The organism is Aliarcobacter vitoriensis (assembly GCF_048320235.1).
GTDB lineage: Bacteria > Campylobacterota > Campylobacteria > Campylobacterales > Arcobacteraceae > Aliarcobacter > Aliarcobacter vitoriensis.
In genome coordinates, this window is the sequence record NZ_CP182882.1 from 783,171 (window position 1) to 808,355 (window position 25,185).

Sequence of the window (25,185 nt, forward strand, 5' to 3'; positions counted from 1 at the left end):
TTATTTCCTTTGTATTATATATTGGGGTTTATTATACTCAATTTTGATTACTTTTCAAGAACAAGAACTATTTTGAAACGGTTCCAATATGTTTTTCAACAGAAGCTATCTTACTTTTTATCCTATCTTCTCCACTTGTTCTAATATCAAAATTTAAAACTGCATAAACTCTATTGCAACCTAAACTTTCAAGTTTCAAATAGCATAAATTTACCAAATCCAAAAGCTCTTTTAAAGTTTTTGCTTCAACAATAGTGTTCATAGATGTTAGTTGATATTTCAAACCACTATTTTTGATGATATTCAAGATCTCACTTACTTCTTTACTTTTACTTCCATTTGTATCTGTTGGGAACATCGCTAGACTCATTAAAACTGACATTTATATCCTTTATATATTTTATATTTGATTAGTAAAAATCATACACAAATAAAGGTTTAATTGTCTTAAAAATTCATATTCTCTTGTAGTTCAGCATATAGCTTTGAATTGTTTTGAAGTTTTTTTGAATAGTATCCTTTCATTTTTTTGTCCTCTTGTATTTATATATATATACAAGTTAGGACAAAAAATCGGACGGTTTTATCTTTTAAAATAAAGGTTTCATATCTCGAAGATACATATTGTGATAAAGGCTAGTTGTTGTAAAAGTTATATCAGTTTGTAGTGTAAATGTACCTGCCATATTTGTAAAACCTGAATATATAGGTATTACTTGAAAATCACCTGATAAGCTTTTTACCTCTTTTAAAGTATTTAGTGAAATTATTCTTGCTGGTTCATTGTTATAAGTAGTTTTAACATCTTCTCTAGCTAGATGAGAATGTAGTTTTCCCTCAAATTTCAAATCTTTATTATTAAATACCTTTAAAACCACTTCATTACCAGATTGTAAAAATTGTATTTTATCATTATCCGTAGATAATACATATGATTTTTTATTTACAATGTTTCAATACCATATATTCCAGATTTACTAACAGCTATATTATAATTACCCATAAGATTAGAAAAAGTTTTATTATAACCTTGGCTACCACTTAAATCTAGATTCTTATTTATAAGTTTGAATGTTTTTCCATCAAAATTATAAACATTATCATAAATACTACTTTGATTTCTTTCTAGTTTAGTTAGTAATAAAAATTTATTATCATCTACAAACAAGATATAAATGAGTTTTTCAAATAGTATAATCCATAACTATCATTTAAATATTATTTTGATAACATATATAAATTTCATTAAAAAGGATTAATATGCAATTAGACGTAAATGCTGAAGTTATTTTATCTCAACTTGGTTACTCAAACAATGAATCTTCTTTACAACAAGCACAAACAATGATAGAATCTACAAAAAATTTTGATAAATTTGCAAAACATATCTTAACTTTAAATGACCATCTAAAAAAGATGAATGCCTATATCGCACTATCAAATACAACTGATTATCTAAAAATTAAATGCGATGAAAATGATGCAAAAGAGATCATAGAAGAGTTCCACGATATAGTTTCAAAATGGGCAACAAAATACAATGTAGATATAGAAAGAGTTAGTAAAAAACCAACTTACTATATCTTAGGTGTTTCAAACTAGAAAATATCTCTTTTACTATGACAATAAGGCATTTTATTATGCCTGTTGTAGTAGTTTTGATGATACTCTTCTGCTTTATAAAAATCCACTTTTTCATACAAACTTGTTGCTACTTCGTAACCTTTTTCTTTTAACTTCATTATCAAATCCAAAGCTATATTTTTTTGATTTTCATCACAATAAAAAATTGCACTTAAATATTGACTCCCTATATCTGGACCTTGTCCATTTGTTTGAGTAAAATTATGAATTTCAAAAAATAACTTTACCAAATCTTCATATCTTACAATATTTTCATCAAACTCAACTTCAACTGTTTCTATATGTCCACTAAATCCACTACAAACTATCTCGTAAGTTGGATTTTTTATATGTCCACCCATATATCCTGATATTACACTTTTAACACCAGCTACTTTTTGAAAGAAATATTCGACTCCCCAAAAACAACCACCTGCAAAATATGCCTTTGAAATCCCCATAAAATCGTCCTTTATAAACTATATTTTTAGAAATGGGTGTTTCCAAAAATAGCAAAAGTATCCCCATTTTAGTGATTTTTAAGCTTAAAGTATCCCTTTTTGGTATCCCAATTTTTTAAATCTTTAATTCAAATTTTAGTTAATCTATTCTTACATACTAATTATTTTAAATTCTATTTCTCATTGTTGAGAAACTAGATATAAAGATTAAAGAAAAAGTAATCTATATTCAAAATTTAATAGTTGAATTTTTACCTTATAAAAAATTTAATAAAAGTAGCAAAGGAAAGTAAAATATAATCTAAAAAATATGAAGTTATGGCTCACTTGGTAGGATTTTATAGAGAATCGAACTCATAACCCACAAATACCAACTAATAACCATTTTATGAAAACCTATCCTATAATAAAAATTAATCACAGGTATTTAACGGCACCAACATTAATTTCTTAAATAACATTTTGAAAATTTAAAATATATAAAAGTATTAAATTTATATAATAAGAACTTATCAATACCTAATTTAAGGATATTTATATTGAGGAAAATTTTACCAACAAAAAAACAATTTAATAAGTGGAGTTTACCTAGTAAATATTCAGCTCTCAGCTTTTATTTTTATATAATATCATTGATGTATCTAATACCTACTTCATTATTTTGGTCTTATGAGAAATTAGAAGAATATAGTTTAAATTATTTAAAAATAAAAGAAATTAAACACACTTTTAATTTTAATGATGAAACTATTAAAAATGAAATAACTAATGATGAAATAAAAAGAAAATATAACAAATTCAATATTGTATACCCTCAAATTGATAGCTTTATTATTAATAATTATATACATGATATAAATCAAGAGATTAAGGATAATATACTAGATGCTTATCAAGAAAATCTTTTTGAATATACGGGTGAATATGAGATAGGTGTTGTAACTCCTCATCTACTTTCATTGAAATGGTATCAATATACATATTATTATTCTGCTATAAATGGTAATGCTTCTGTTTTTGCTTTTAATATAGTACCAAATAAAAAACAATCTCTGGAGTTTTTTGATATATTTGATGCTAGATTAGATGCACTAAAGAATGTAAAAGAAATGATTAAAAATAAGCATATGAGTGAAAATGGATGTGATTTTTTTGATAGATTTGAATCAACAAATTTCGTTCCAAGATTTTTTATTAAAAATGATGGAATAGAATTTATTTTTAGTGAGTACGAAGTATCTCCTGGAGTTTGTGGGAGTATGAGCGTATTTTTAGAACATCATAGATTAGAGAATAATTATAGACAAGATGGTCCACTTGGAATATTTATAAAAAATACAAGAACCTGGGATGCATCAAATCATTTTATAAACTCTGTTATGTCATCATATGAAAAAGAGGTTGCAAAAACAAATGAAAATAGCATGAAAGTACCATAAATCTTACTACTTAATTCAAGTTTTATTATTCATTAAAACTATTATATTGTATTTATCAAGGCTTTTATAAAGCCTTCTTTTTAAATATATGCCTATAAATACATTTTATTTAATTTATATTAATCCTAATTCTTTCAATTTATTTTCAACAAAGATTATTCTAAATCCTATTCCAATACCAACATTTGCATTAGAATCTAAAACACTTGATGTTATAGATAAAGATTCAGAAATTAATCCTACTACTCTACTTATATCTAAACCATTTATATAGACATTTCCTCCTTTATCTATAAAAGATTTACATTGTTTTTGTATATTTTTAACATTTTCCTTTGCACTAGAATAATTATTTGGGGATAAAAATCGTCTTTGGGTAACAATCCCAATAACTTTGCCAGAGAGCGAATCAATAATAGGTCCACCTGAATTCCCTCCATTAATAGAACCATCAAGGTAAAATGATTTTGAATTTTGGACATTTGAAATAATGGCCTCATGAATGAGCAAATCTGGAATACCATGAGGGAAACCACTAAATACTGCTTTAATACCTCTTTTTAATTCTAATTCTAAATTAGGTTGTAAAATATTTCTATTTTTAGGTAATGATGATTGTATTTCTAATATTGCAAAATCATATTCTTCTTTAGAAGAATATGCAATAAGTTTTGTTAAAAATCTTATATTATCTTCTGTAATCGCATAAATTTCTTGTTTTGTAATAAATGTATTTTCAATTACATGACAATTTGTTATAATAATATTTTCTAATCTATAACTAAATCCACTTCCACTGCTATGCCCACATACTATTCTATATGTCGAATTAGCTAACTTTTCAAACATATTTTCATCTCCAATTAATTTTTAAACTATCTAATAGTAGCATAAATTAAAAAATAATTTCTGATACTTTTTATTAAAAGAGATAAAGGGACAACGGAGAATGGCAAAGCCATTCCCCTTATGTCCAAGCTTTTGATTAAGAATTGGATTATTTATTAATCCAATTTTGGAAATATTTAATCATTGAGTTTTGAACATCTTGTGCTAAATATGGAGTTTGTAATAACACTTTTTCACTACTTAATCCATCTTTATAAATAACCCTACCTTTGGGGAAATCTTGAACTCTTGTTTTTGTTATTTCTTCTACTTCTTCATTAAGCCCTATTGTATTATTTATATTAAATTGGCTACTTGTTCTAAGTAAAAATGAACTTTGTAAATTAGTAAGCACATTTGTTGGAATATTTGTACTATCAATTTTTTGAGAAAATATTAATAACAGAACTTTTGAAGCTCTACCTTTTTGCCCTATTTCTATAAGGTTATTAAAGATATTCTCTTTTAGTTTTTTATCGTGATGAGTTGATATTGTGCCTATTTCATCTATTAAACAAATTCTAAACTTTCCACTATAGGTTAAATCTTTTTTCTCTTTCATTTGCTTAAATCTGTTATTCATCTCATTTTTTAGATTTTCAAATAAATTATTTGCTTCTTCTATATTATCTGTAAAAGTTGTATTATTTAATTCATATCTACTTAATTCAACTCCTTTCAAATCTATAAAATCTAAATGTTCAATATATTCTGAATTATGTAATAATGAAAATATAATCATATTCAAGAAATTTGATTTTCCACTTCCACTTTCTCCACAACAAATAGAAGAAGTTAAGTTTTCTAAAGGTAAATAATAAGCACCATCTTTATTATGTCCTAGATATATATTTTTATCTTTTAATAATCCAATGTGCCAAACAAATTTTTTAGGAAGTTTAAAAAGCTTAATAGCTACTTCTTTTTTATTGTATGCTTTTATTTCAAATTCTACTTCATCTTTATTTTCATATCCTAAAAGATGGATAATTCTATCTTTTAAATCTATATAAGTTTGTTTGTTAATGGCTAATCTATTTTTAAAAAAATATGTATTACTTTTTTTATCATATTTTTTAAATTTATCTAAGTATATTTTAGATTCTTTTTGTTCATTATTTACTCTATTAAAAAGTTTTAGAGAATAAGGCAATATATGAAATCTATAATATTTTATATAATAAATTAATCTTTCAATAAATACTACTAAAGTAAAAAATATAATTAAGTATTTATACTTTACTATTTCATCAAGGGCTGCTCCATTTTTAGTGAAAAATATCACTAAAAATAGACCCATAAATAAAACTCCAAGATAGATACTCAAATTAACTATAAATAACCTAAGCATATATAACATACTATTTTATCTCTTTATGAAATTTAATATTATCACTTTGTGAGTAGTATAAATTTCCATTAACAGCTGAAATTGAAACTGGAACAGATACAACTAAATCTTTTTCTAGTTTTTGTATATCAGCTTCATTTACAATTTTTACTTTTATAATCTCCATTCCTTTGCTTTCACTCTCCATCAAAAACTGCGCATATACTGTTTTTTTATCTTCAAATTTTTTTTCTAGAACTGTTATTATTTTTCCATTTATTATTATTTGTGTCATTTTTATATTCTCCTATAAATTAATTTTTATAAAATCTTGTTTAGTATAAATTTCCCTTTTTTTATAGCTAACCTTAAAATCCTTTATCTTGTAATACTTAGCATTTTTTTCACTTGTAAGTTTTACTTTAAATAAAGAATTTTTTGCCCCTAAACTTGTAATTTCTCTATTACTATTTTTTAAAATAGTTTTTTCAATAAAAAAATTATCTTGAATAAAAAGATAGATTGGAAGACCTACGCGTCGGCATTCTATATCTATTTTTTCTTTCAATGTAATTATCTTATCATCAATTCTAAAATTAATCCTATTTTTTTCAAGAAATGAAACAGATTTATATATTTTTTTATAAACCATAACATTTAAAGGTAGTAGTGAAGAAGTTAAAACCCTTATTTTATGGTATCTTTTCCAACCATCTAAAATTCTAGCTTTTAAAATATCACTAGAATTATTCAAATCTTTTATAATATATTTTAAAAGATACTTTGAAGCATAATTTATATTTTCTTTGAAACTCACTTCTTCAAAATCAATCCTATCTAATTTAAAATATTCAACTACTCTACTAAAGGTTGCTTTTACCATATCAAAGCATTCATAAGGAAAATAAAGCACTAAATGTAAGTGTGGAATTGTTGTTTGGTGATTTTCAATAGCTTTGATATAGTATAAATCATTTTTTACATAATTTTTTACTCTTTTATAAAATATTTGATAAATACTGTTTAATTCTTTATATCCACAACTTACAGCTTCTTTTATACTGTTAAAAGCAAATTCTTTGTTTTCTTCTACATATAATCGCCCTTTTGGAGTTGATATACTTTTGAATGGGTGAAATCTTGATGGTAAAGTAAGAGTTATAAATACACTACAAAACTCTTTTCTCCTTGCTAGTTCTTGGATTGTTAATGCTCTTTGTTCAGATATTTTTGAATACTCTTTATATTTCTTTTCAAAATCATACTCTACATTTAGGTATTCTCCTGATTTTTTATTTAAAAAGCTAGTGTTTCTTAGGTATGATTTTTGTTTGTTTTCTTTATATATAGAGTGATTAATATAAAACTTTATATTTTCTTGTAGTTCAGTATATAGCTTTGAATTATTTTGAAGTTTTTTTGAATAGTATCCTTTCATTTTTTTGTCCTCTTGTATTTTTATATATATACAAGTTAGGACAAAAAATCGGACGCTTTTATTAATTATTTACATTCCAAACTATTTCATTATATTCAGGCTCTTTTACCATTCTTATTACCAATTCAAGCTCTGTTGTTCCAAAATATGTAAAAGGCAAATTAACAACATTTTGTGAATTTTGATTATCCATTAAAGTTTTATTTGTTTCAAGAAAATTTAATTCATGTGTTGCCATAGAAATTTGTGGATTTAAAAAACTTGCTAAATCTTCTTTATTATTAATTGGAAAACCATCTAAATTTGAAATTTGCTTTGGTGATACTATTTGAAAATATTCATAGCCCCTTTTTTTAACTTCTTTACTTATTTTATCCATAGCAGGAACTATAACTCTATGAATATTATATTTATATCCACCACTTGATTTATGAGTAGCTTTTATCAAAGTTTCACTATTTTCTACATTTTCAAATACAGTTTCTCCATCATAAGGAATATTAACATCAGATGTTTTCAAATCAACAGCTTGTGTTGGTAAGTTTGGATTTACAGTACCACAACCTGTAAAAATAAATGTTGTTAAAATTGAACTAATAAATAATATTTTTTTCATTTCTTAATTTCCTTATTTGAAAAAGTTATAGTTTTAAATCCACCACTTCTAAAATGGTAACTTTGGTCATTTGTAGTGCTAAATACTAATTTCATCTCATTTATATCCAATCCATCATCAGATACCAAATATTTTAATAATCTAGTTACTGGTTTATCATCTTTATAGTAATCAGTTACTTGTATATAGGTATCATCACCAAAAACAGGGGCTAATAAAGAGATTAAAGCTGCACTTCCAACAGCTGTTATTCCTATATTTTGTAAAGATTGCATATCCTTAAAATATATAGAATTTCCAAGATATTTTTGGTCTGTAAGATTTAAAGATTTGATAGTATCTTCACCTATTTTCATTCTTTGCATTGATTTTTCACCAAAATCTACATAATAATCTTTTATCTTTCCTTCAAAGATTGGTTTTGCAACTAAATCTTTAGTGATTGGAACATTTCTTGTATTAGTAATAAACAGTTGATATTCCGATGTTTCAAAACTATTTTTTGTAAGCACTTCTGGTGCTACGACATCAGCAAGTAAAAAACTACTTACTAATAATGAACTTAAAACTACTTTTTTCATTTCTCTCCTTTTTTAATTTAGTTTTTTATAAGCATAACAACCATTTACATATCCACTATTACAAGATTTTTCAAAATACTCTTTTGCCTTTTTATAATCTTGTTTTACACCTTGTCCATCTCTATACATAACTCCAAGATTATGTTGTGCAACAACATTTCCTTGTTTTGCTGATTTTTCCCACCACTCTTTTGCTTTTTTGAAATTTTGTTTTACACCTTGTCCATTAAAATACATACTTCCAAGATTATATTGAGCTTCAACAACTCCTTGTATAGCTGCTTTTTCATACCACATAGCTGCTTTTTTATAATCTTTTGTTGTACCATATCCATTTTCATACATTCCACCAAGTATAACTTGAGAAGAACTATCTCCTTTTGAAGCTAAATCTTCAAAAATAGTTAAAGCTATTTTAAAATCACCTTTCTTTACAGCATTTAATCCATCTTCAACAGTTGTTCCAAAAGACAAAGTAGCAAAAAGCCCTAAACTTAGTATCAATTTTCTAATCATTTTATTTTCTTCCTCTTTAATTTAATAATTTTTACAAATCTCATTTTCTAAGCCACCTTCACAAGCTAATTTCATATAGTAATGTCCAGATGTATTATCTTTTTCAACACCAATTCCTGTATAATATGCTCTACCTAATAATGCACAAGATTTTATATTAAATTGACAAGCCTCTACATAAAAATTAAATGCATTCTTATGGTTCTTAAATGTTCCTATACCATTTTCTGACATTTCACCTGCCATTTGACAAGCAACACCACGTAAAATTTTTTCTTCTTTTATTGCACCTTTACAAATATCTATATATTGTGATAGTGCTTCTGTGTATTTTCCTTTTTGATGTTTACTAATCGCTTCATCAAAAGCCACTCCTGCAAACATAACATCTATACATAATACCAATAGCAATACTTTTCTCATTTTTACCCTTTTTTGTTTATTTTAACACTCTATCAGGTGTTGTATAAAAAATTATATACTATTAAGATTAAATAAAACCTTATAGGGTGTTATTTAATGAAAGATATTGATTTTACAGATGAAATGTTATTTAATTTTTATGAGTGTATTAGTAAAAATATTATTAGAATTAGAAAAGAAAAAAAAGTTTCTCAATTAAAATTAGCAAATGCGATAGGGCATCAAAATGCGACATTTTTAGGTAAAGCTGAATTATTAGCAGAGGGAAAACATTTTAATTTAGAGCATATATATAAAATTTCACAAGTTCTAGAGATAAATATAGAAGAATTTTTTAAATAATCTTCTATCTTATAAATTCTAAAGTATTTTTTCTATCTCTCTTTTAATATTTGAGAAACTAAAATAACTTTTATTCTTCAATATTTGTATGGAAAATGATTTCAAAATGATTATCATCTGGATTAGATATGAATTGTAAATTAAAATTATAAGGGTTACAATTTAACCCCAAAGTATTAAAATGATTACAACTTATATTTCCCCACATATCTTCATAGCACAATCCACATATTTTAAAATTTTTCTCATTTTCATCTTCATTTAATAAATATTTACCAAAAGCTGCCTTTGATAAAGTATTTGATAAGCCACTTAAGAGAGCAAGTATTTCATAGTTTTCTATATCAATATCTTTTTTTTCTACTTGTATCCACTGATGAATTTTAAATTTTATTTTATTAAATTCTATCCCATTTAGATTCAATCCAAATTTATTGATATTTCTTTTATTTGTATTAAATAATATTCTAGCTTCTAAAAGTAATGAAAATTGAGACCTAGTTAATTTATTTAATGCTTCATCATTATCAAACAATTTCTCATCAATAAATTTTGATGCCTCATCAAAATTTAGACCTCCACTTTTTCCTATATCTTTTATAATTTTTTCATTTGAAATATAATCTTTTAAATAATATTCCTCATAAGTTTTAAAATAATAACATTTATCAGAAACACATAAAACATTAATTAATGGGTTTGTAAAAAAATTAATATCTAAATTCTTATATCTTTCGATTTCGCTTTTTTTTGTATCACTTGAATATGCAAAAAGTACAGTTGGTGAGTTTCCACCTATTTCTCTATATCTTTTAAATTTGTTTATTGTTGTTTTCAATTCAGTAGCATTTAGTGAACTTTTAACTTCAAAAATATACTTTACAGCTTCTACGGGCACAAAAGAAATATCTTCTTTTAAATAATCTGGTAATATTTCATCATCAAATATTATAATATCTGTTTCACAAGATTGTTCACTATTTTGATTTTCAATGACTCCATTTATTACAGTATATTTTTTAGGTATAATCTTTTTTATTACTTTATTTAACTCTTTTTCATTAAAAGAACCTTTCATTCCTTGATGATTTATTTTTCTATTATTTTCAAATTCTCGTTTAAGTTTATTAATATCTTCATTTATTTTATCTTTTATAATTCCCATTTTGTATTTACCTCAATTTTATTTATTCTATAAATATTTGATTATAAAGATTTTGTATATTGATATAATTCATCATCAAAATATTTTATAATATCAAATATTTCGTTATATATATTATTAAAATTATCTTTATTTAAAACTTTTTCATAGTGAAAAACTCTATTTCTAAAATTTCTTATATGATTTAATTTTTTAAAAAGGAAATCTCTATTTATAAGTTTTTCTTCTTTTGTTGGAAGATTTGGAAATATTAATTTAATATCTTTTATTCTCAACTTTTTCTCATAAGGTTTTTTGAAAAGATTTACCCAAAATCCAAAAGACAATTCAGCTATTATTTTTTCTTTTGTTGTTTTTTCTTTTCTTTTTAAAAGCAGCCCTTTGGCTTGAGAAACTTTTTCTTTGCTATCATTTGTTAAAAAATCATCTTCATACCAATTTTCAGAAACTATTTTTGATAAGTGATTATTCAAAGCATTTCTTAGTGCTATTTCCAAAATAGACAAAGGAATATAAGAGTTTTGAGAAAATATTAAATTTTGTGAATATTCATCTAAATTTTTATAACTTTTAAATCTATTTTCACTTATATATTGTTTTATTAAGCTTTCTTTCATTTTTTTTAACCTATAATCCTTCTAATGTAATTCCCTCGTAAGCCTATATTTTAAAAATATAGCCGAGGGTTTTTTTATGCCTAAATATTTAATTCTCTTAAAATTTCAAAGTTATATTTTATATTCATTTTTTCTTTTAAAATGTTATATCCCTCTTCTATTCCAAAATCTAAATTTTCAATTAGCTCTTTGGCTTTTAAAATTTCAATTGGTTCTCTGAAATAATGATGAATAGTTATATCCTTATGTAGGTCTTTTGTTGTATGTCCTATCAACTGCTTTAACTGTAAAAGCTTGTTTATGTTGTCATTATCTCCATTTAAAAATTTTCCTACAAAATAGGCTCTTAAATCATGAAATGCTGGAAGTTTATAATCTTCATATATATGAGCATAATTATCTTTTATATATGTTTTTACATCTTGATTAAAAGAGAGTGGGAAATCTTTTCTATCTCCATCTTTATTTACTTTTAAATCAAATACAAAATCTGCTTTATTATCAATTCTTTCTTTAATGAAATTTAAAAATCCCAAATCTATCAAGAAATCAGTTATAGGAATAGTTCGGCTTGAATGTTCATTTTTTAAGCTTTGTTTTTCTTTATCTGTAATTCTAAGGGTTAAAGAGTGTATAACTTCATCATTTACAATACTTTTTTTAAAATCTTTAACCCTAATTTGTGCTAGTTCTCCACCTCTAGCACCAGTAAAAATTGCTAGAACAACACTCCAAAAAATATGAGGTGAGGCTTTAGTATGTCTTGTGAAATTTCGTTCAGCTTGTCCTCTGTCATTTTCTTCTTTTTTATATCTATCTTTTAAAAAGTTATTTAAAATTTCTGATGATAAATATGTCTTTTTATTTTTATCTGTTAAAATTTGGGCTTCAAGTGTTAAATCTTTATATTCAACATTTAATTTATCCCATAACTCTAAGTTTAATTTTTCATATTTTTCAGGCTCATACAACTTTATATCTTTTAAAAATCTTTTTATTGTTTTTATCTTTCCTTGTAATCCTGATAAAACTGGTTTTTTATATTTTTCAATATCATTTTTTGTAAAATTTATAATATAAATCATTCCTTTTTCTCGCCAATTTGTTAAATCCTGATGTTGAACAACTGGAATTTGTGTATATAATCTTTTTAAAGCTTCTATATCTTCCAATCGACAATCCATAATTTTTCTTTTTGGAATTCCAAACCTTTCATCTCCAAGCATTAAAGAGCAAAACTGCTGTAAATCTGTCCTATTTCCACGAATAATGTTTACTTGTGTTTTTTGATTTTTGTAAGATAAAAATTTTTCTATTAAAAAATCCCAGTTATCTTCATCACTTTTTGGATATATAATATTTTTAAGTTGTGGATATTGAGTGATAAAATCTTCTATACTTCCAATACTTGATGAACTCTCTTTTTTACCCATTAATTTTTGGTATTTTTCAATATCTGCTCTTATTACTTCAATCTCTTTTTTAACTAAATTTTCAGAAAATATAGGCAACATATCATCAGGTATTTTTTTGATTTCATCGGCTTTTATAATATCTTGTCTTTTTAAAATATCATCAGCTTTTTTTCTATAAAGCCCTATATTATCTTTATTAAAAGCTTCTTCTAGTTGTTCTAATTCTTTTTTTAAAGCTGTTTCAGTATGTCCACCAAACTTAACTCCTAAATCATCATAATAAGCCAAAGCTTCATATCTTTTATTTTCAATATCTGTTCTACGGCTTCCCATGTCTTTTATGTAATGGTTATCTTGATTTAAAGCTTCATTTTCATATCTTTGTAATAGACCTATTACATACTCATTTAACTCTTTCAAGGTTAAGTTCTCCCTAGATAAAAATAACAGTTCTATTTTATTATCTATGTAAGATATTATAAAAAAAAGTGAACTATTGAATAGGTGCTTATAATAACCTTTTTTTGATAATAGTTTCATAAGCGATATTCGAAATATTGGAGTTTTTTTATTTAGATTATATGGTATCTTTTTTCTAAAATACCATATTCCATTTTTTTGAAAGCAAGAGTTAGTTTTCAATTTTTAATCCTTTTTTTTAATTAAAGATTGAAAAATTAGTATCCCAAATTTAAGCCACTTTTAAAACAAAGTATCCCTTTTTGGTATCCCAAATCAGGGATGGGTGTTTACAAATGTAGTTCAAAGCTCGATTTTATCGGTTATTTCTCATTTCTTGCTGAACACTCCCCAGAAACATCCTGCACAAAAATATGCTTTTGAAATTGCCATGTTTATTCCTTTTCAAAATTTAAAGATATAGAGTTTACACAATGTCTAATATTTTTTTGTGTAAAACCTTCTCCATCAAAAATATGCCCTAAATGTCCGCCACAATTAGCACAAACTATTTCAGTTCTTCTTCCATCAATATCAGGAACTTTTTTAACTGCATCTTTTATTTCATCATCAAAGCTTGGCCATCCACAACTAGATTTAAACTTATCTTGGCTTCTATAAAGTGGAGTATTACATTTTTTACAAATATATGTTCCTTTTTCATAAAAATCATTATATATCCCACTATTTGGATATTCTGTTCCTTTTTGTTCTATTACATACTTCTCTTGTTCACTTAATTCATTAAATTTCATAGATTTTTTTCCTTTAAAATAGTATGATACTTGTTTTAGAAAATTATAACCAAAGGCATTTTAAATGAAAGAGAATCTACTTATAGTTTGGACAAATGGAGATATAGAAGTTGCAAATAACTTTCCACTTCTATATTCAAGTGTAATTTTAGATAGAAACTACTGGAAAACAGCACATTTAATGCTTTGGGGACCATCAATATTGCTTGTAAAAAATCAAACATTTATAAAAGAGAAAATACGACATATAATAAGTACAGGTGTAAAAATGAGTGCTTGTATTGTTTGCGTAGAGGATTATGGTGCTAGAGAAGAATTAGAAAAACTTGGAATTGAAGTAACTCATACAGGTGAGCTTTTAACAAAAGCTTTAAAAGATGATAGCTATTCTGTTTTGACTATTTAAGCTTTTTCAGAAACTCTTTTATTAAAAATGAAGTAATACCCCAAATTACTTCATCTTTCCATTTATAAACCCAAACTTTATGATTTTTATTTCCCCAAGGTTCATGATATATTTTAGGTAAACCTAAATCTTTTGTAGGAAAATACTCTATTATATCTCCATTATCATCTATTTCATAAGGCATTATTTGATTTTTTAAAGTATAAACTTCTGGTTTTGTATTTTTAAAAAAAGATAGAGGAATTAATAAAATCTTTTCAACTTCATTTTTATCTATTTTTAAATTTTTTAAAGCTTTACTTTTTATTTTACCTACAAATGGTTCTATTAAAACACCAATAGAAGTATAGTAAGTATCAAGCTGTCCAAAGATATTTATATCTTTTTTAAGAATTCCTAACTCTTCATAAAGTTCTCTATAAACCGTATCTTTGAAATTTTTATCTAAACTTTGATCAAATCCACCACCAGCAAAACAAATATCTCCACCTTGCTTTATATGCTTTGCTCTTTTTTGAAAAAGTAGATGATATTTTCCTTTTATTTTTATAAGAGGAATTAAAACTGCACTATTAAGAATTCTATCTCTTCCTAAAATATTTGGATGTTTTGGAAGCTTTGCTTTCAGTGATTTTATTTTAGAATTTTTCATCATGATTTTCTATATATTTTATAGCATCTATCATAGTTTTAGTTATTTTTAATAACTCTTTTTGTGAAATTGTATATGCAACTATCGAGTAAAAAAGCTTACCAAAAGGACGAAGCCAAACCCCATTTTCCACACAAAAATCTTGAAGTTTCGAAGCATATTTATCATCTTTAAGCTCTATTATTCCAATAACTCCAATATTTCTTACATCTTTTACTATTTTGCTATCTTTTATTTTTTCTAGTTCTTTTCCAAATATCTTCTCTATTTTTAAAACTCTTTCTTGCCAAGGAGAATTTAAAAGTAAATCTATACTTGCATTTGCAACACTACAAGCCAATGGATTTGCCATAAACGTTGGACCATGCATAAGTACACCAATTTGGCTATTTGAAATAGTATCACTTATATCTTTTGTTGTAAGCATAGCAGCCATTGTCATATATCCGCCAGTTAAGCCTTTTCCAATAGTTAAGATATCTGGTTTTATATTTGTATGTTCATAAGCAAACATTTTTCCAGTATGTCCAAAACCAGTTGCAATTTCATCAAAAATAAACAAAATATCATACTTTTCACAAAGTTTTTTTGCAGTTTCAAGATATTTTGGATTATATATTCTCATACCTCCAGCACCTTGAACAACTGGCTCTATTATAAATCCTGCTATTTCATTATGGTGTTTTTTTAAAATCTCTTCCAACTCTTTTAATTCTTTTGAACAATCACTATCAAATCCTAAAGATGGAGCTTGTGTAAAAATATTTTGACTTAAATATGTTCCATAAAGAGAGTGCATAGAGTTTTCTTTATCACAAACACTCATCGCTCCTAGAGTATCACCGTGATAAGCATTTTTTAATGCTAAAAATTTATATTTATCTTTTCCTTTTGCTTTTTGATACAAAATAGCAGTTTTTAAAGCTACTTCAACTGAAACTGAACCACTATCACATAAAAAAACTGAGTTCAAACCAGTTAAATCAACCAATTTTTTACTCAAAATTGAAGCTGGTTTATGAGTTAAACCGCCAAACATAATATGTGGCATAATTTTAAGTTGCTTTTTCAAAGATTTATTTAGAAATTTATTATTATATCCATGAATTGCACTCCACCAAGAACTCATACCATCTATAAGTTTTTCTCCACTCTCCAAATATATTTTGCATTTTTTAGTCTTTTTTACACCTAAAATTTTAGTTTTTGAAGGTAAAGAGTTATATGGATGCCAAGTATGATTTTTATCTATTTCTAAATAATTCAAATGTTACTCCTATTAATCCACGATATTTAAAGCAATAGTTACCATTGCCCCTTTATAAGATACATTTTCAAAAGTAAATTCACAATTTTTTATAAAGATTTCTCCATTCATATGTTTAGAGATAATCTGATTTGACATATAAAGTCCTATTCCAGTTCCACTATATTGATGTTTAGTAGTAAAATATGGTTCAAAAACTTTATCTAAGATATTCTCATCAATTCCTCCAGCATTATCTTTTATTTCAATTAAAACTCTATTTTTATTAACTCTTAGCTCAATAACTATAATTCTTTTATCAATTTTATTTTGTTCCAATGCATCTTTTGAATTATTCAAAATATTTATTAAAACTTGTATTAGCTCTGTTTCATAACCAAATATTTTAATACTTCTTGATTTATATTCTACCTTCACCATATTTTTTACAAGACTCATATTAACTAATTCTATACTTTTTTTGATACAAGAATCTAAATCAAAAATCTCTTTATTTTTTTGTGGTTTAAAGAAATATCTAAAGTCATCGATTGTTTCAGATAGATACAAAGAAGTGCTTACAATAGAGTCTGTTATTTTAAATAATTCATCATCATCTAACATATTTAGCTGTTTCTTCAATTTTATCGAACTTGCATTTGTAGATATAATTGACAATGGTTGTCGCCACTGATGAGCTATATTTTCTATCATTTGTCCCATAGAGATCATTTTTTGTTGTTGAGATAAGATTCTATCTTTTTGTAAATTTTTATCAACCTCTTTTTTTATCCTATTTGCCAATCTTTTATTTACATTTTTAAGTTGTCTAGTTTTTAAACTAACTAGATATTTAAGTCTTTTATTCATCCTATTTAAGAAAATTTGTCTATACAGAATAACTCCCAATATAACTAAAAGTGCAATAAAAATTTTTGTAGCTGTTGCAAAATCAAAATAATTTTCATATTTTGTATAAACCCACTTATTCACAATATCAACTATCTGTTTTTCATCTATTGATTGTACTAATTTTTCAAAAATATTATATATTTCTACTTTATCTTTGTTTACTGCAATTGACACGCTTAAACTTTCATCTATCTTTCCAGAAATTGATATTTTAGATAGATATTTTGTTTGAATGTTATACCAAGAAGTTGCAATAGTATCTATGTGTCCAAAAACATCATCAGAGAGTATTTTTTCCATAGCTTCATCAAAATTATTTACTGGAATAAAATCTATATCTTTATATTTATCTCTTAATTTTTCAATTAATTCATAGTTTTTATTTACAGTAATTTTCTTATTTTTTAAAGAACTTAAGTTATCTATAAATGTTACACTACTTGAAGTTAATAAAACAAGTGGAATTTTCATATATGGTTTTGTATATAAAAAATCAGTTTCACCTTGATTTGGTTTTACAGATATTGACAAAATATCACACTTATTTTTATATAGATTTGTTAATGTTTCACTCCAAGTTGAAGTTGGTACAAGTTTTATAGGTTTTGGTAGCTTTGTTTGAAGTAATGCAATATAATCAGCTACAACTCCTTTAAAAATATCATTTTCAACTTGACTATATGGTAATATATTTGGGGCGGAACACATTTTTATATCTATGATTTTATCTAAATATTTTTGCTCTTCATAAGTAAATTTTATATTATCATCGTTCAAATTTGCAAAATAACTATTTATATCTATGTGATTATCTATTAATCCCATTAGATTATATAAATCATAAATTCTTTGAAACTTCTCTTTTTTTATATCTCCTAATTCAATATCTTTTACATAAGATAACTTTTTTAGTTCATTTGCTTCAAATAACAATTCATCTTTTGTCAGGTTTTGACTATTATATTTTTCTAAAATTGTATTAACACTATCATCTATATGAGTATAAGCATATTCCCAACCCTTTAAAGATGCTTTCTTAAAATCTAAGACTATATTCTTATTATCTTTTACATAATCTTCATTTGTATATAAAAAATCACTGTATAAATCAAATCCATAATCTTTTGGAGAAAATACATTATATTTTATATTATCTTTTTCTAGCCAATATGGTGCTTTTGAAATATAAGCTGTTATCAAATCTGTTTTTTTATCTATCAAGTCATTTATATTATGAGAATGGGGAATTATATTTATACTGTTTATATCTATTTTGTTTGATACTATCATAGATTTTATAGATACTTCACTAGAATCATCTAAAGTAGTCATCATTGTTTTATTTTGGAATTTTGATATAGTATCAACACCTGAATTTTTTGTACTAATCAAAACCAAAGGTGACACCTGAAAAAGTGCATTTATGATTACAATATTTTTATTTCTAGATTTTTCAACTATTAAATTTTCTCTTCCAATAGCAAAATTAATTTCACCATCATTTACACTTTTTGGAATATCTATATCAAATGAGAATGGTAAAATCTCAACATCAAGACCTAGCTCTTCATAAAAACCTTTTTCTTTTGCCATGTAGTAACCAGCATATTGAAATTGGTCAAACCAAGCTAATTGAAGTGTAACTTTTTTTAAATCTTTTGAATACATATTTGTAGAAAAGATGATAAATATAATAAAAAATTTAAGATTTAAAAAAAATTTCAATTTTAGCCTTTAAAATCTATACCAAAAATTTTGGTATAGAATATTTTTTAGTGTAAAAAGTGTCTTATTCCAGAAAAATATAGAGCCATTCCATATTCATTTGCTGCTTCTATAATTTCCTCATCTCTGATACTTCCACCTGGCTCAATAACACATTTAACACCTGCTTTTTGTGCCTCATCAATACTATCTCTAAATGGGAAGAATGCTTCACTTGCTAAAACTGCTCCAGTTACATCAATTTCTAAATCACTAGCTTTTCTTAAAGCAGCTTTTGCAGCATCAACACGGCTTGTCATTCCCATACCAACAGCAACCATTGCAGAATTTTTTACATAAACTACACAATTTGATTTTGTTAAACTTGCTATTTTATAAGCAATTTCCATATCTTTTATCTCTTGTTGAGATGCAGCTCTTTTTGACATAAGTTTTGAGTTTTTAACTTCATCAACTCCAACTTTATCAGCATCTTGATATACAAATCCTCCATCAACTCTTTTAAAATCAATCTCATCATTTGCCAATTCTAAAAATTCAGTTCCTTGCTCAAAAAGTTTAATTCTTTTTTTACTTTCAAAAACTGCTACTGCTTCAGGTGTAAATTTTGCAGCAAAAATAACTTCTAAAAAAATCTCATTCATTTTCTCTGCTAACTCTTTATCAACGCATCCATTTACTGCTACAACTCCACCAAAAGCTGAAATTGGATCACATTTTAGTGCTTCAATATAAGAATTTAATAGAGTATCTTTTATAGCAAAACCACATGGATTTCCATGTTTTACTATACAAACAGCTTTATCTTTTCCAAAAGCAGCAGCAATTTTAGCAGCTCCACTAATATCACCCATATTATTGAAACTTGGTTCTCCTTTTACAATTTTAAATTTACTTGAAAATTGTTTATCGAACTCATATAAAGCACCTTTTTGATGTGGATTTTCTCCATATCTTGTATCAAATACTTTATTTCCAACTATAAATTGTTTTGCCCCAAAACCATTATTAAATCTTTTGTTCATATAGTTTGCAATCATAGAATCATAAGAAGCTGTATGTTCATAGGCTTTTATCATTAAATCTCTTCTAAATTCAACTGTATTTGTATTATTTTTAAGATTATTTAATACTAAATCATAATCAGCAACATCTGTAACAATAATAACTGAATCAAAGTTTTTAGCAGCACTTCTAACCATCGCTGGTCCACCAATATCAATATTTTCAATGATTTCTTCAAAATCATCTGTTTTTTCTATTGTTGCTTTAAATGGGTATAAATTTACACAAACTAAATCAATACCTTCAACACCCAACTCTTTAGCTTGTTCTAAATGTGATTGTTTATCTCTTCTATGTAATATTCCACCATGAATATATGGATTTAAAGTTTTTACTCTTCCTTCAAAACATTCTGGAAATTTTGTAACTTCATTTGCTTCAATTACAGATACACCTTCTTCTTTTAACTTACTATAAGTTCCTCCAGTTGAAATTATCTCATAACCTAATTTTACAAGTTCTTTTGCAAAATTCACAACACCACTTTTATCACTTACACTAATTAATGCTCTCATTCTTTCCCTTCTTTTAATTTTAAAAATAAAAAAAGCCAAACTAAAAAGTTTGGCTAATAAAGATTTTATTGATCTTGTTCTATTACTTCTTTAAATCTATTAAAGTAAATTTGACTTAATTTATCTAACTCTTTAAAAATATCATTTATTATGATTTTATCTCCACCAGTTTTTCCAATACTTATACAAGAAATTCCATTTTTAGATGCTATTTGTTCAAATGCTTCACAATTTGAAAGTTCAACTTCTACTATTGCTCGACTTAAACTTTCACTAAAAATATCTTTATCCTCTTCTAAAGAGATATTTGCTTCAACTCCAATATTTCCAACAACAGCCATTTTTGCTAAAGATATAGCAATTCCACCAAGATTTACATCTTTTGCAGATCTTAAAAGCTTAGCTTTATTTGCTTCAATTACTGTATTCCATAAATTAAGTTCTTTTTCAAAATCAACTTCAGGGTGAGTTCCTGCTACTTTTCCATAAAGTTTTTTTAGATATAAACTTCCACCAAACTCTGACTTAGTATCTCCTAAAAGATATAAGATATTTCCATTTCCTTGAAGTTTTGCACTTAATACATTATTTGCATCTTCATTTACTCCAACCATAGCAATAGAAGGTGTTGGGAAAACTCCTACTCCATTTGTTTCGTTATATAAAGATACATTTCCACCAATAACTGGAGTATTTAAAGTTCTACAAGCATTTTTTATACCTTCACAACTCTCTTTAAACTGCCACATAACTTCTGGATTTTGTGGATTACCAAAATTTAAACAATCCGTAATAGCTTTTGGAACAGCTCCACTCATAGCAACATTTCTTCCACTTTCCATAACAGCTGCTGCTGCTCCTAGTTGTGGATTAATATAGCAGAATCTTGTATTACAATCAGCACTCATACTTAAAGCTTTTCCAGTCTCTTTAATCCTAATTGTTGAACCATCAAGACTTCCAGGACCTTTTATAGTATTTGTTTGCACCATTGAATCAAATTGATTATAAATCCAAGATTTATCTACAACTTCCATATCCGAAAAAAGTTCATCAAAAGCGATTTGATTTGAGATTTCTTTATCTAATTTTACATTTTCAATAGTTTTTAAATATTCTGGTTCTTTAATTGGTCTATCTAAAACTGGTGCTTGTTCACTCACTGGTTGAACTGGAATATCAGCAACTTTTTCACCATGCCAAAATAATTCCATATTTCCAGTATTTGTAACTTCACCAATAACAGCAACATCAAGCTCCCATTTTTGGAAAATATCTATAATATCTTGCTCACAACCTTTTTTAGCACAAATAAGCATTCTTTCTTGAGATTCACTTAACATAAAATCATAAGGAGTCATTCCTTCTTCTCGTGCAGGAACTTTATCTAAATGCATAACCATTCCAGAACCACTTCTTCCTGCCATCTCAAATGAAGATGAAGTAAGTCCTGCAGCTCCCATATCTTGAATACCAACAATTAAATCTTTTTTAAATAGTTCTAAACAAGCCTCTAAAAGTAGTTTTTCAGTAAATGGATCTCCAACTTGAACAGTTGGTCTTTTGCTTTCACTATCTTCTGTAAAAGAGGCACTTGACATAACAGCGCCACCAAGTCCATCTCGTCCAGTTTTACTTCCTACATAGATAACAGGATTTCCTATACCTTCAGCTCGTCCATAAAAAATTTCATCAGCTTTCGCTAAACCTAAAGTAAATGCATTTACAAGATTATTTCCAGCATAACACTCTTCAAAAGTTGTCTCTCCACCAATAGTTGGAACCCCCATACAGTTTCCATATCCACCAATTCCAGCAACAACACCTTTTAAAAGATATCTATGTTTTTTAGCAGTTTCACTATCTCCTTCAATTGAAGCAAATCTTATAGAGTTCATACTAGCAACTGGTCTTGCACCCATTGTAAATACATCTCTTAAAATTCCTCCAACTCCAGTAGCAGCTCCTTGATAAGGCTCTATGAAACTTGGGTGATTGTGTGATTCCATTTTAAATACAGCAGCATATCCATCGCCAATATCTATAACTCCAGCATTTTCTCCAGGTCCTTGAATAACCCATGGTGCTTTTGTTGGGAAACCACTTAAATATTTTTTACTTGATTTATATGAGCAGTGTTCGCTCCACATAGCAGAAAAGATACCAATTTCAACATAATTTGGCTCTCTTCCTAAAATTTCTTTGATATTTTCAAACTCTTCTAAAGTTAAAGAGTGTGCAAGTGCTATTTCTTGAATATTCATCTCTTTTTTTTGCATTTTTCGCCTTAAATTTGGTTATTGAATTTAAGGCTGATTGTATCTAAAAAAGAGTTAAATTTGCTTTTAATCTTCTGTTAGAATTTGAACTTTATTATTAACTATCTCTATAAAAAGTTCTTTTTTACCAATAAATCTTACACTTGGACTAAAATATTCCTCATCCATCAATACTTTATACATTTTTTTACCTAAAGAGTTTGGATAAGGAGAAATATCAAGATTAAATAGATTTATAGTTTTATCTTCATTTTTTGCAAAAACTGCTCTTTTTTGAGAAGAAAATGTATTAATATCACTTCTATCAGCTCTTTTAAAATCTTTTGAATAGTAAGATAAATACTCATCAATTTTTGAATACTTCCAAGCATCTTTCCATTTATAAATCGTACTTAAAATTAAAGCAATATCACTTTTTGTTGCTTTTTTGAAATCTTCATTTGTTGTAATTAAAACTGCTTGTTTATAATCAATATTTTTCTCTAAAGCTTCCAATTTATCATTGTTTAAAGCTATACAACCTTGAGTAAAAAGTTCTCTATCTCCATTTAATGGCATACCGTGTATCCAAATACCATGCCCTTTTCTATTTAAACTTTTATCAAAATTATCAGGATATGCAGTAACTAAAGCAAAAGGACCATAAAATTGATCAAGACCAGTTCTTTTTTGAGTTAATTCATAAGCACCTTCAGGAGTTTTTTTATCTCCTTCTACAAGTTTATCTCCCTCTTTTTCTCCAACAATTATGCTATCAGTTGATACCTTTTTAAAATCATCTTTATCTTTCTCATATAAAGAAATTTTTTTATTATTTTTTTGTGCAACGATTATATATTTTTTTGTTTCATAAAAACCATAATCAACATTTTTATTCTCAAGATACTTTTCCCAAGCACCAATATCTTTTAAACTTTTTTCTAGTTCTTTTTCTACTGCACTAATACCTTTTGTTCTATAAAGTTCAAAGATATCACTAGCGAAAAGGTTTACCCCTAGAAAAATTAAAATTATTATTTTTAACAAGCCCTACTCCATTTAGTATTTAAGTTTTATTATTATATAATATTTGTCCTAATTTTTTAATAAAAAGGGATTATATATAATATGAAAAAAATTTTATTATCTTTTATTTTTCTTATCAATTTTTTATACTCAGCACAAGTTGAAGAGTTACTCTGGCCAAAAGGTGAAAGCTTTTTAACTTTTTTAGAAAAGAACAACATTCCATTAAAACTATATTATGAACTAGATAAAGAAGACAAAGAACTTTGTAGTGAGATTCAAACAAACAATAGGTTTCATTTATACACTGAAGATGATGGTAGTTTCTCACAAGTTTTAATTCCTGTTTCTCTTGATATGCAAATTCATATATACAAAGATTCAACAAACAATTATAAATTCCAAACTCTTCCTATAAACTATTCTGAAAGTTCTGAATTATTTGCTATTCCTATTAATGAATCAATCTCTAGTGATATTCAAAAAGCAACTGGAGACGTTACAATATCAGCAATAATAAACTCTTTATTTAGTGGAGTTGATTTTAAAAAAATGAAAAAAGGTGATTTTGTTGCAGTTGAATATAGCCAAAAAACTTATTTAGGAAAACTTCACGGAATGCCTGAAATAAAATCTGTAATGGTTCAAATAAATGGAAAACCATTTTATAGATTTAAAAATGAAAAAGATGACAAATACTATGATGAAAATGGTGTTGGATTTACAAAAACATATCTTTTCCAAATTCCTTTAACATATACTAGAATTTCAAGCCCATTTACAAATAAAAGATACCATCCTGTTTTAAAAAGATATAGAGCCCACCTAGGTACAGATTTTGCAGCACCAACTGGAAGAAATATATATGCAGCTAGTGATGGAAGAGTTGAATTTGTAGGAACAAAAGGTGGATATGGAAAGACAATTATCATTAACCACCAAAATGGTTACAAAACTTTGTATGCACATCAAAATGGTTTTGCAAAAGGTATTAGACAAGGAAAAGTTGTAAAAAAAGGTGAACTTATAGGTTATGTTGGTTCAACAGGACTTAGTTCTGGTCCACATTTACATTTAGGTTTATATAGAAATAATGTAGCGATAGACCCTATGACTGTACTTAAAAAACCAAAAATTGAGGGTCTTGATCCAAAAGACAAAGTTCCTTTCTTAGCAAATGCAAAAAGTATCATCTCGAAGTTCAATAAAGAAATGAATAACGACAACAGAACTACTCCAAATAGATTAGATAGGATTCATGATAGAAGTAATATTGATTTATTCTAAGTAAAATAAAGAGAGCATATAATCT

General features: G+C 26.1%; 27 protein-coding genes. 5 read left to right on the plus strand and 22 right to left on the minus strand.

The genetic code is table 11. The features are described 5' to 3' along the window. Positions 1 to 67 precede the first annotated feature (67 nt). The 3 genes from ACNSOS_RS03920 to ACNSOS_RS03930 form a co-directional block, all read right to left on the minus strand. Positions 68 to 382, minus strand: a complete 315-nt coding sequence (locus ACNSOS_RS03920; protein WP_418186011.1) for a thiamine-binding protein — start codon at positions 380 to 382, stop codon at positions 68 to 70. 208 nt (positions 383 to 590) lie between these two features. Continuing rightward, on the minus strand, positions 591 to 848 hold the full coding sequence (locus ACNSOS_RS03925) for a hypothetical protein (RefSeq protein ID WP_418186012.1): 258 nt from the start codon (positions 846 to 848) through the stop codon (positions 591 to 593). A gap of 95 nt (positions 849 to 943) precedes the next feature. Next, positions 944 to 1,168 (minus strand): hypothetical protein, encoded by a 225-nt coding sequence (locus ACNSOS_RS03930; protein WP_418186013.1) that lies wholly within the window; start codon positions 1,166 to 1,168, stop codon positions 944 to 946. A 92-nt stretch (positions 1,169 to 1,260) separates the two neighbouring features. On the opposite strand from ACNSOS_RS03930, the gene ACNSOS_RS03935 reads away from it, so the two are divergent. After that, positions 1,261 to 1,602 (plus strand): hypothetical protein, encoded by a 342-nt coding sequence (locus ACNSOS_RS03935; RefSeq protein ID WP_113895291.1) that lies wholly within the window; start codon positions 1,261 to 1,263, stop codon positions 1,600 to 1,602. Here ACNSOS_RS03935 and msrA read toward each other — a convergent pair. Next, the gene (gene msrA / locus ACNSOS_RS03940) at positions 1,599 to 2,084 is read right to left on the minus strand and encodes a peptide-methionine (S)-S-oxide reductase MsrA (protein WP_418186014.1); all 486 of its coding nucleotides are present in this window, start codon (positions 2,082 to 2,084) and stop codon (positions 1,599 to 1,601) included. The genes ACNSOS_RS03935 and msrA overlap by 4 nt on opposite strands. A 539-nt stretch (positions 2,085 to 2,623) precedes the next feature. Between msrA and ACNSOS_RS03945 the strand changes: the two genes are divergently transcribed. After that, the gene (locus ACNSOS_RS03945) at positions 2,624 to 3,523 is read left to right on the plus strand and encodes an RsiV family protein (protein WP_418186015.1); all 900 of its coding nucleotides are present in this window, start codon (positions 2,624 to 2,626) and stop codon (positions 3,521 to 3,523) included. A gap of 114 nt (positions 3,524 to 3,637) precedes the next feature. Here the strand turns inward: ACNSOS_RS03945 and ACNSOS_RS03950 are convergent, their stop codons facing one another. The 8 genes from ACNSOS_RS03950 to ACNSOS_RS03985 form a co-directional block, all read right to left on the minus strand. Continuing rightward, positions 3,638 to 4,372: a S1 family peptidase gene (locus tag ACNSOS_RS03950; protein ID WP_418186016.1), complete on the minus strand. Its 735-nt coding sequence runs from the start codon at positions 4,370 to 4,372 to the stop codon at positions 3,638 to 3,640. 148 nt (positions 4,373 to 4,520) lie between these two features. Then, on the minus strand, positions 4,521 to 5,711 hold the full coding sequence (locus ACNSOS_RS03955) for an FtsK/SpoIIIE domain-containing protein (RefSeq protein WP_418186017.1): 1,191 nt from the start codon (positions 5,709 to 5,711) through the stop codon (positions 4,521 to 4,523). 61 nt (positions 5,712 to 5,772) lie between these two features. Continuing rightward, positions 5,773 to 6,036 (minus strand): hypothetical protein, encoded by a 264-nt coding sequence (locus tag ACNSOS_RS03960; protein WP_418186018.1) that lies wholly within the window; start codon positions 6,034 to 6,036, stop codon positions 5,773 to 5,775. Between the two features lie 12 nt (positions 6,037 to 6,048). After that, positions 6,049 to 7,179, minus strand: coding sequence for a hypothetical protein (locus ACNSOS_RS03965; protein WP_418186019.1), 1,131 nt, complete (start codon positions 7,177 to 7,179; stop codon positions 6,049 to 6,051). 61 nt (positions 7,180 to 7,240) lie between these two features. Continuing rightward, a complete protein-coding gene (locus tag ACNSOS_RS03970; RefSeq protein ID WP_418186020.1) occupies positions 7,241 to 7,795 on the minus strand; it encodes a hypothetical protein in 555 nt (184 codons plus the stop codon). After that, positions 7,792 to 8,376 (minus strand): hypothetical protein, encoded by a 585-nt coding sequence (locus tag ACNSOS_RS03975; RefSeq protein WP_418186021.1) that lies wholly within the window; start codon positions 8,374 to 8,376, stop codon positions 7,792 to 7,794. The genes ACNSOS_RS03970 and ACNSOS_RS03975 overlap by 4 nt, the downstream gene beginning before the upstream one ends. Before the next feature lie 12 nt (positions 8,377 to 8,388). Then, on the minus strand, positions 8,389 to 8,892 hold the full coding sequence (locus ACNSOS_RS03980; RefSeq protein ID WP_418186022.1) for a tetratricopeptide repeat protein: 504 nt from the start codon (positions 8,890 to 8,892) through the stop codon (positions 8,389 to 8,391). Between the two features lie 21 nt (positions 8,893 to 8,913). Continuing rightward, entirely contained in the window at positions 8,914 to 9,315 is a 402-nt protein-coding gene (locus ACNSOS_RS03985; protein ID WP_418186023.1) for a tetratricopeptide repeat protein, read from the minus strand. A 96-nt stretch (positions 9,316 to 9,411) separates the two neighbouring features. On the opposite strand from ACNSOS_RS03985, the gene ACNSOS_RS03990 reads away from it, so the two are divergent. Then, complete coding sequence (locus ACNSOS_RS03990; protein ID WP_418186024.1) at positions 9,412 to 9,657, plus strand: helix-turn-helix domain-containing protein; 246 nt, start codon at positions 9,412 to 9,414, stop codon at positions 9,655 to 9,657. Between the two features lie 70 nt (positions 9,658 to 9,727). Here ACNSOS_RS03990 and ACNSOS_RS03995 read toward each other — a convergent pair whose 3' ends face one another. From ACNSOS_RS03995 to ACNSOS_RS04010, 4 genes are all read right to left on the minus strand, one after another. Then, positions 9,728 to 10,822, minus strand: coding sequence for a DUF6602 domain-containing protein (locus ACNSOS_RS03995; RefSeq protein WP_418186025.1), 1,095 nt, complete (start codon positions 10,820 to 10,822; stop codon positions 9,728 to 9,730). A 41-nt stretch (positions 10,823 to 10,863) separates the two neighbouring features. Further along, positions 10,864 to 11,439 (minus strand): hypothetical protein, encoded by a 576-nt coding sequence (locus tag ACNSOS_RS04000; protein ID WP_418186026.1) that lies wholly within the window; start codon positions 11,437 to 11,439, stop codon positions 10,864 to 10,866. An 80-nt stretch (positions 11,440 to 11,519) separates the two neighbouring features. Beyond that, positions 11,520 to 13,274 (minus strand): hypothetical protein, encoded by a 1,755-nt coding sequence (locus ACNSOS_RS04005; RefSeq protein WP_418186027.1) that lies wholly within the window; start codon positions 13,272 to 13,274, stop codon positions 11,520 to 11,522. Between the two features lie 434 nt (positions 13,275 to 13,708). After that, a complete protein-coding gene (locus ACNSOS_RS04010; protein WP_418186028.1) occupies positions 13,709 to 14,068 on the minus strand; it encodes a methionine-R-sulfoxide reductase in 360 nt (119 codons plus the stop codon). 64 nt (positions 14,069 to 14,132) lie between these two features. Between ACNSOS_RS04010 and ACNSOS_RS04015 the strand changes: the two genes are divergently transcribed. Next, a complete protein-coding gene (locus ACNSOS_RS04015; RefSeq protein WP_113895288.1) occupies positions 14,133 to 14,474 on the plus strand; it encodes a DsrE family protein in 342 nt (113 codons plus the stop codon). Here the strand turns inward: ACNSOS_RS04015 and ACNSOS_RS04020 are convergent. The 6 genes from ACNSOS_RS04020 to ACNSOS_RS04045 all read right to left on the minus strand — a co-directional run bounded on the left by ACNSOS_RS04020 (position 14,467) and on the right by ACNSOS_RS04045 (position 23,894). Beyond that, positions 14,467 to 15,126, minus strand: a complete 660-nt coding sequence (locus tag ACNSOS_RS04020; RefSeq protein ID WP_418186029.1) for an NUDIX hydrolase — start codon at positions 15,124 to 15,126, stop codon at positions 14,467 to 14,469. The two genes, ACNSOS_RS04015 and ACNSOS_RS04020, sit on opposite strands and share 8 nt — an antisense overlap. Then, positions 15,113 to 16,393, minus strand: a complete 1,281-nt coding sequence (bioA, locus tag ACNSOS_RS04025) for an adenosylmethionine--8-amino-7-oxononanoate transaminase (protein ID WP_418186030.1) — start codon at positions 16,391 to 16,393, stop codon at positions 15,113 to 15,115. The genes ACNSOS_RS04020 and bioA overlap by 14 nt, the downstream gene beginning before the upstream one ends. 12 nt (positions 16,394 to 16,405) lie before the next feature. Further along, positions 16,406 to 19,009: an ABC transporter substrate-binding protein gene (locus ACNSOS_RS04030; protein ID WP_418186031.1), complete on the minus strand. Its 2,604-nt coding sequence runs from the start codon at positions 19,007 to 19,009 to the stop codon at positions 16,406 to 16,408. Positions 19,010 to 19,056: 47 nt separating this feature from the next. Then, entirely contained in the window at positions 19,057 to 20,589 is a 1,533-nt protein-coding gene (gene purH, locus ACNSOS_RS04035) for a bifunctional phosphoribosylaminoimidazolecarboxamide formyltransferase/IMP cyclohydrolase (protein ID WP_418186032.1), read from the minus strand. Positions 20,590 to 20,654: 65 nt separating this feature from the next. After that, positions 20,655 to 22,868 (minus strand): phosphoribosylformylglycinamidine synthase subunit PurL, encoded by a 2,214-nt coding sequence (gene purL, locus ACNSOS_RS04040; RefSeq protein WP_418186033.1) that lies wholly within the window; start codon positions 22,866 to 22,868, stop codon positions 20,655 to 20,657. A gap of 66 nt (positions 22,869 to 22,934) precedes the next feature. Beyond that, positions 22,935 to 23,894, minus strand: a complete 960-nt coding sequence (locus ACNSOS_RS04045; RefSeq protein WP_418186034.1) for a L,D-transpeptidase family protein — start codon at positions 23,892 to 23,894, stop codon at positions 22,935 to 22,937. Between the two features lie 81 nt (positions 23,895 to 23,975). On the opposite strand from ACNSOS_RS04045, the gene ACNSOS_RS04050 reads away from it, so the two are divergent. Continuing rightward, on the plus strand, positions 23,976 to 25,160 hold the full coding sequence (locus ACNSOS_RS04050) for a peptidoglycan DD-metalloendopeptidase family protein (RefSeq protein ID WP_418186035.1): 1,185 nt from the start codon (positions 23,976 to 23,978) through the stop codon (positions 25,158 to 25,160). The last annotated feature ends 25 nt before the right edge of the window (positions 25,161 to 25,185 follow it).

Excerpts from the sequence above, each read along its gene's own strand:
- ACNSOS_RS03920 (WP_418186011.1), bottom strand. The coding sequence starts at position 382 with ATGTCAGTTTTAATGAGTCTAGCGATGTTCCCAACAGATACAAATGGA.
- ACNSOS_RS03935 (WP_113895291.1), top strand. The coding sequence starts at position 1,261 with ATGCAATTAGACGTAAATGCTGAAGTTATTTTATCTCAACTTGGTTAC.
- msrA (WP_418186014.1), bottom strand. The coding sequence starts at position 2,084 with ATGGGGATTTCAAAGGCATATTTTGCAGGTGGTTGTTTTTGGGGAGTC.
- ACNSOS_RS03950 (WP_418186016.1), bottom strand. The coding sequence starts at position 4,372 with ATGTTTGAAAAGTTAGCTAATTCGACATATAGAATAGTATGTGGGCAT.
- ACNSOS_RS03955 (WP_418186017.1), bottom strand. The coding sequence starts at position 5,711 with ATGGGTCTATTTTTAGTGATATTTTTCACTAAAAATGGAGCAGCCCTT.
- ACNSOS_RS03960 (WP_418186018.1), bottom strand. The coding sequence starts at position 6,036 with ATGACACAAATAATAATAAATGGAAAAATAATAACAGTTCTAGAAAAA.
- ACNSOS_RS03965 (WP_418186019.1), bottom strand. The coding sequence starts at position 7,179 with ATGAAAGGATACTATTCAAAAAAACTTCAAAATAATTCAAAGCTATAT.
- ACNSOS_RS03970 (WP_418186020.1), bottom strand. The coding sequence starts at position 7,795 with ATGAAAAAAATATTATTTATTAGTTCAATTTTAACAACATTTATTTTT.
- ACNSOS_RS03975 (WP_418186021.1), bottom strand. The coding sequence starts at position 8,376 with ATGAAAAAAGTAGTTTTAAGTTCATTATTAGTAAGTAGTTTTTTACTT.
- ACNSOS_RS03980 (WP_418186022.1), bottom strand. The coding sequence starts at position 8,892 with ATGATTAGAAAATTGATACTAAGTTTAGGGCTTTTTGCTACTTTGTCT.
- ACNSOS_RS03985 (WP_418186023.1), bottom strand. The coding sequence starts at position 9,315 with ATGAGAAAAGTATTGCTATTGGTATTATGTATAGATGTTATGTTTGCA.
- ACNSOS_RS03990 (WP_418186024.1), top strand. The coding sequence starts at position 9,412 with ATGAAAGATATTGATTTTACAGATGAAATGTTATTTAATTTTTATGAG.
- ACNSOS_RS03995 (WP_418186025.1), bottom strand. The coding sequence starts at position 10,822 with ATGGGAATTATAAAAGATAAAATAAATGAAGATATTAATAAACTTAAA.
- ACNSOS_RS04000 (WP_418186026.1), bottom strand. The coding sequence starts at position 11,439 with ATGAAAGAAAGCTTAATAAAACAATATATAAGTGAAAATAGATTTAAA.
- ACNSOS_RS04010 (WP_418186028.1), bottom strand. The coding sequence starts at position 14,068 with ATGAAATTTAATGAATTAAGTGAACAAGAGAAGTATGTAATAGAACAA.
- ACNSOS_RS04015 (WP_113895288.1), top strand. The coding sequence starts at position 14,133 with ATGAAAGAGAATCTACTTATAGTTTGGACAAATGGAGATATAGAAGTT.
- ACNSOS_RS04020 (WP_418186029.1), bottom strand. The coding sequence starts at position 15,126 with ATGAAAAATTCTAAAATAAAATCACTGAAAGCAAAGCTTCCAAAACAT.
- purH (WP_418186032.1), bottom strand. The coding sequence starts at position 20,589 with ATGAGAGCATTAATTAGTGTAAGTGATAAAAGTGGTGTTGTGAATTTT.
- purL (WP_418186033.1), bottom strand. The coding sequence starts at position 22,868 with ATGCAAAAAAAAGAGATGAATATTCAAGAAATAGCACTTGCACACTCT.
- ACNSOS_RS04050 (WP_418186035.1), top strand. The coding sequence starts at position 23,976 with ATGAAAAAAATTTTATTATCTTTTATTTTTCTTATCAATTTTTTATAC.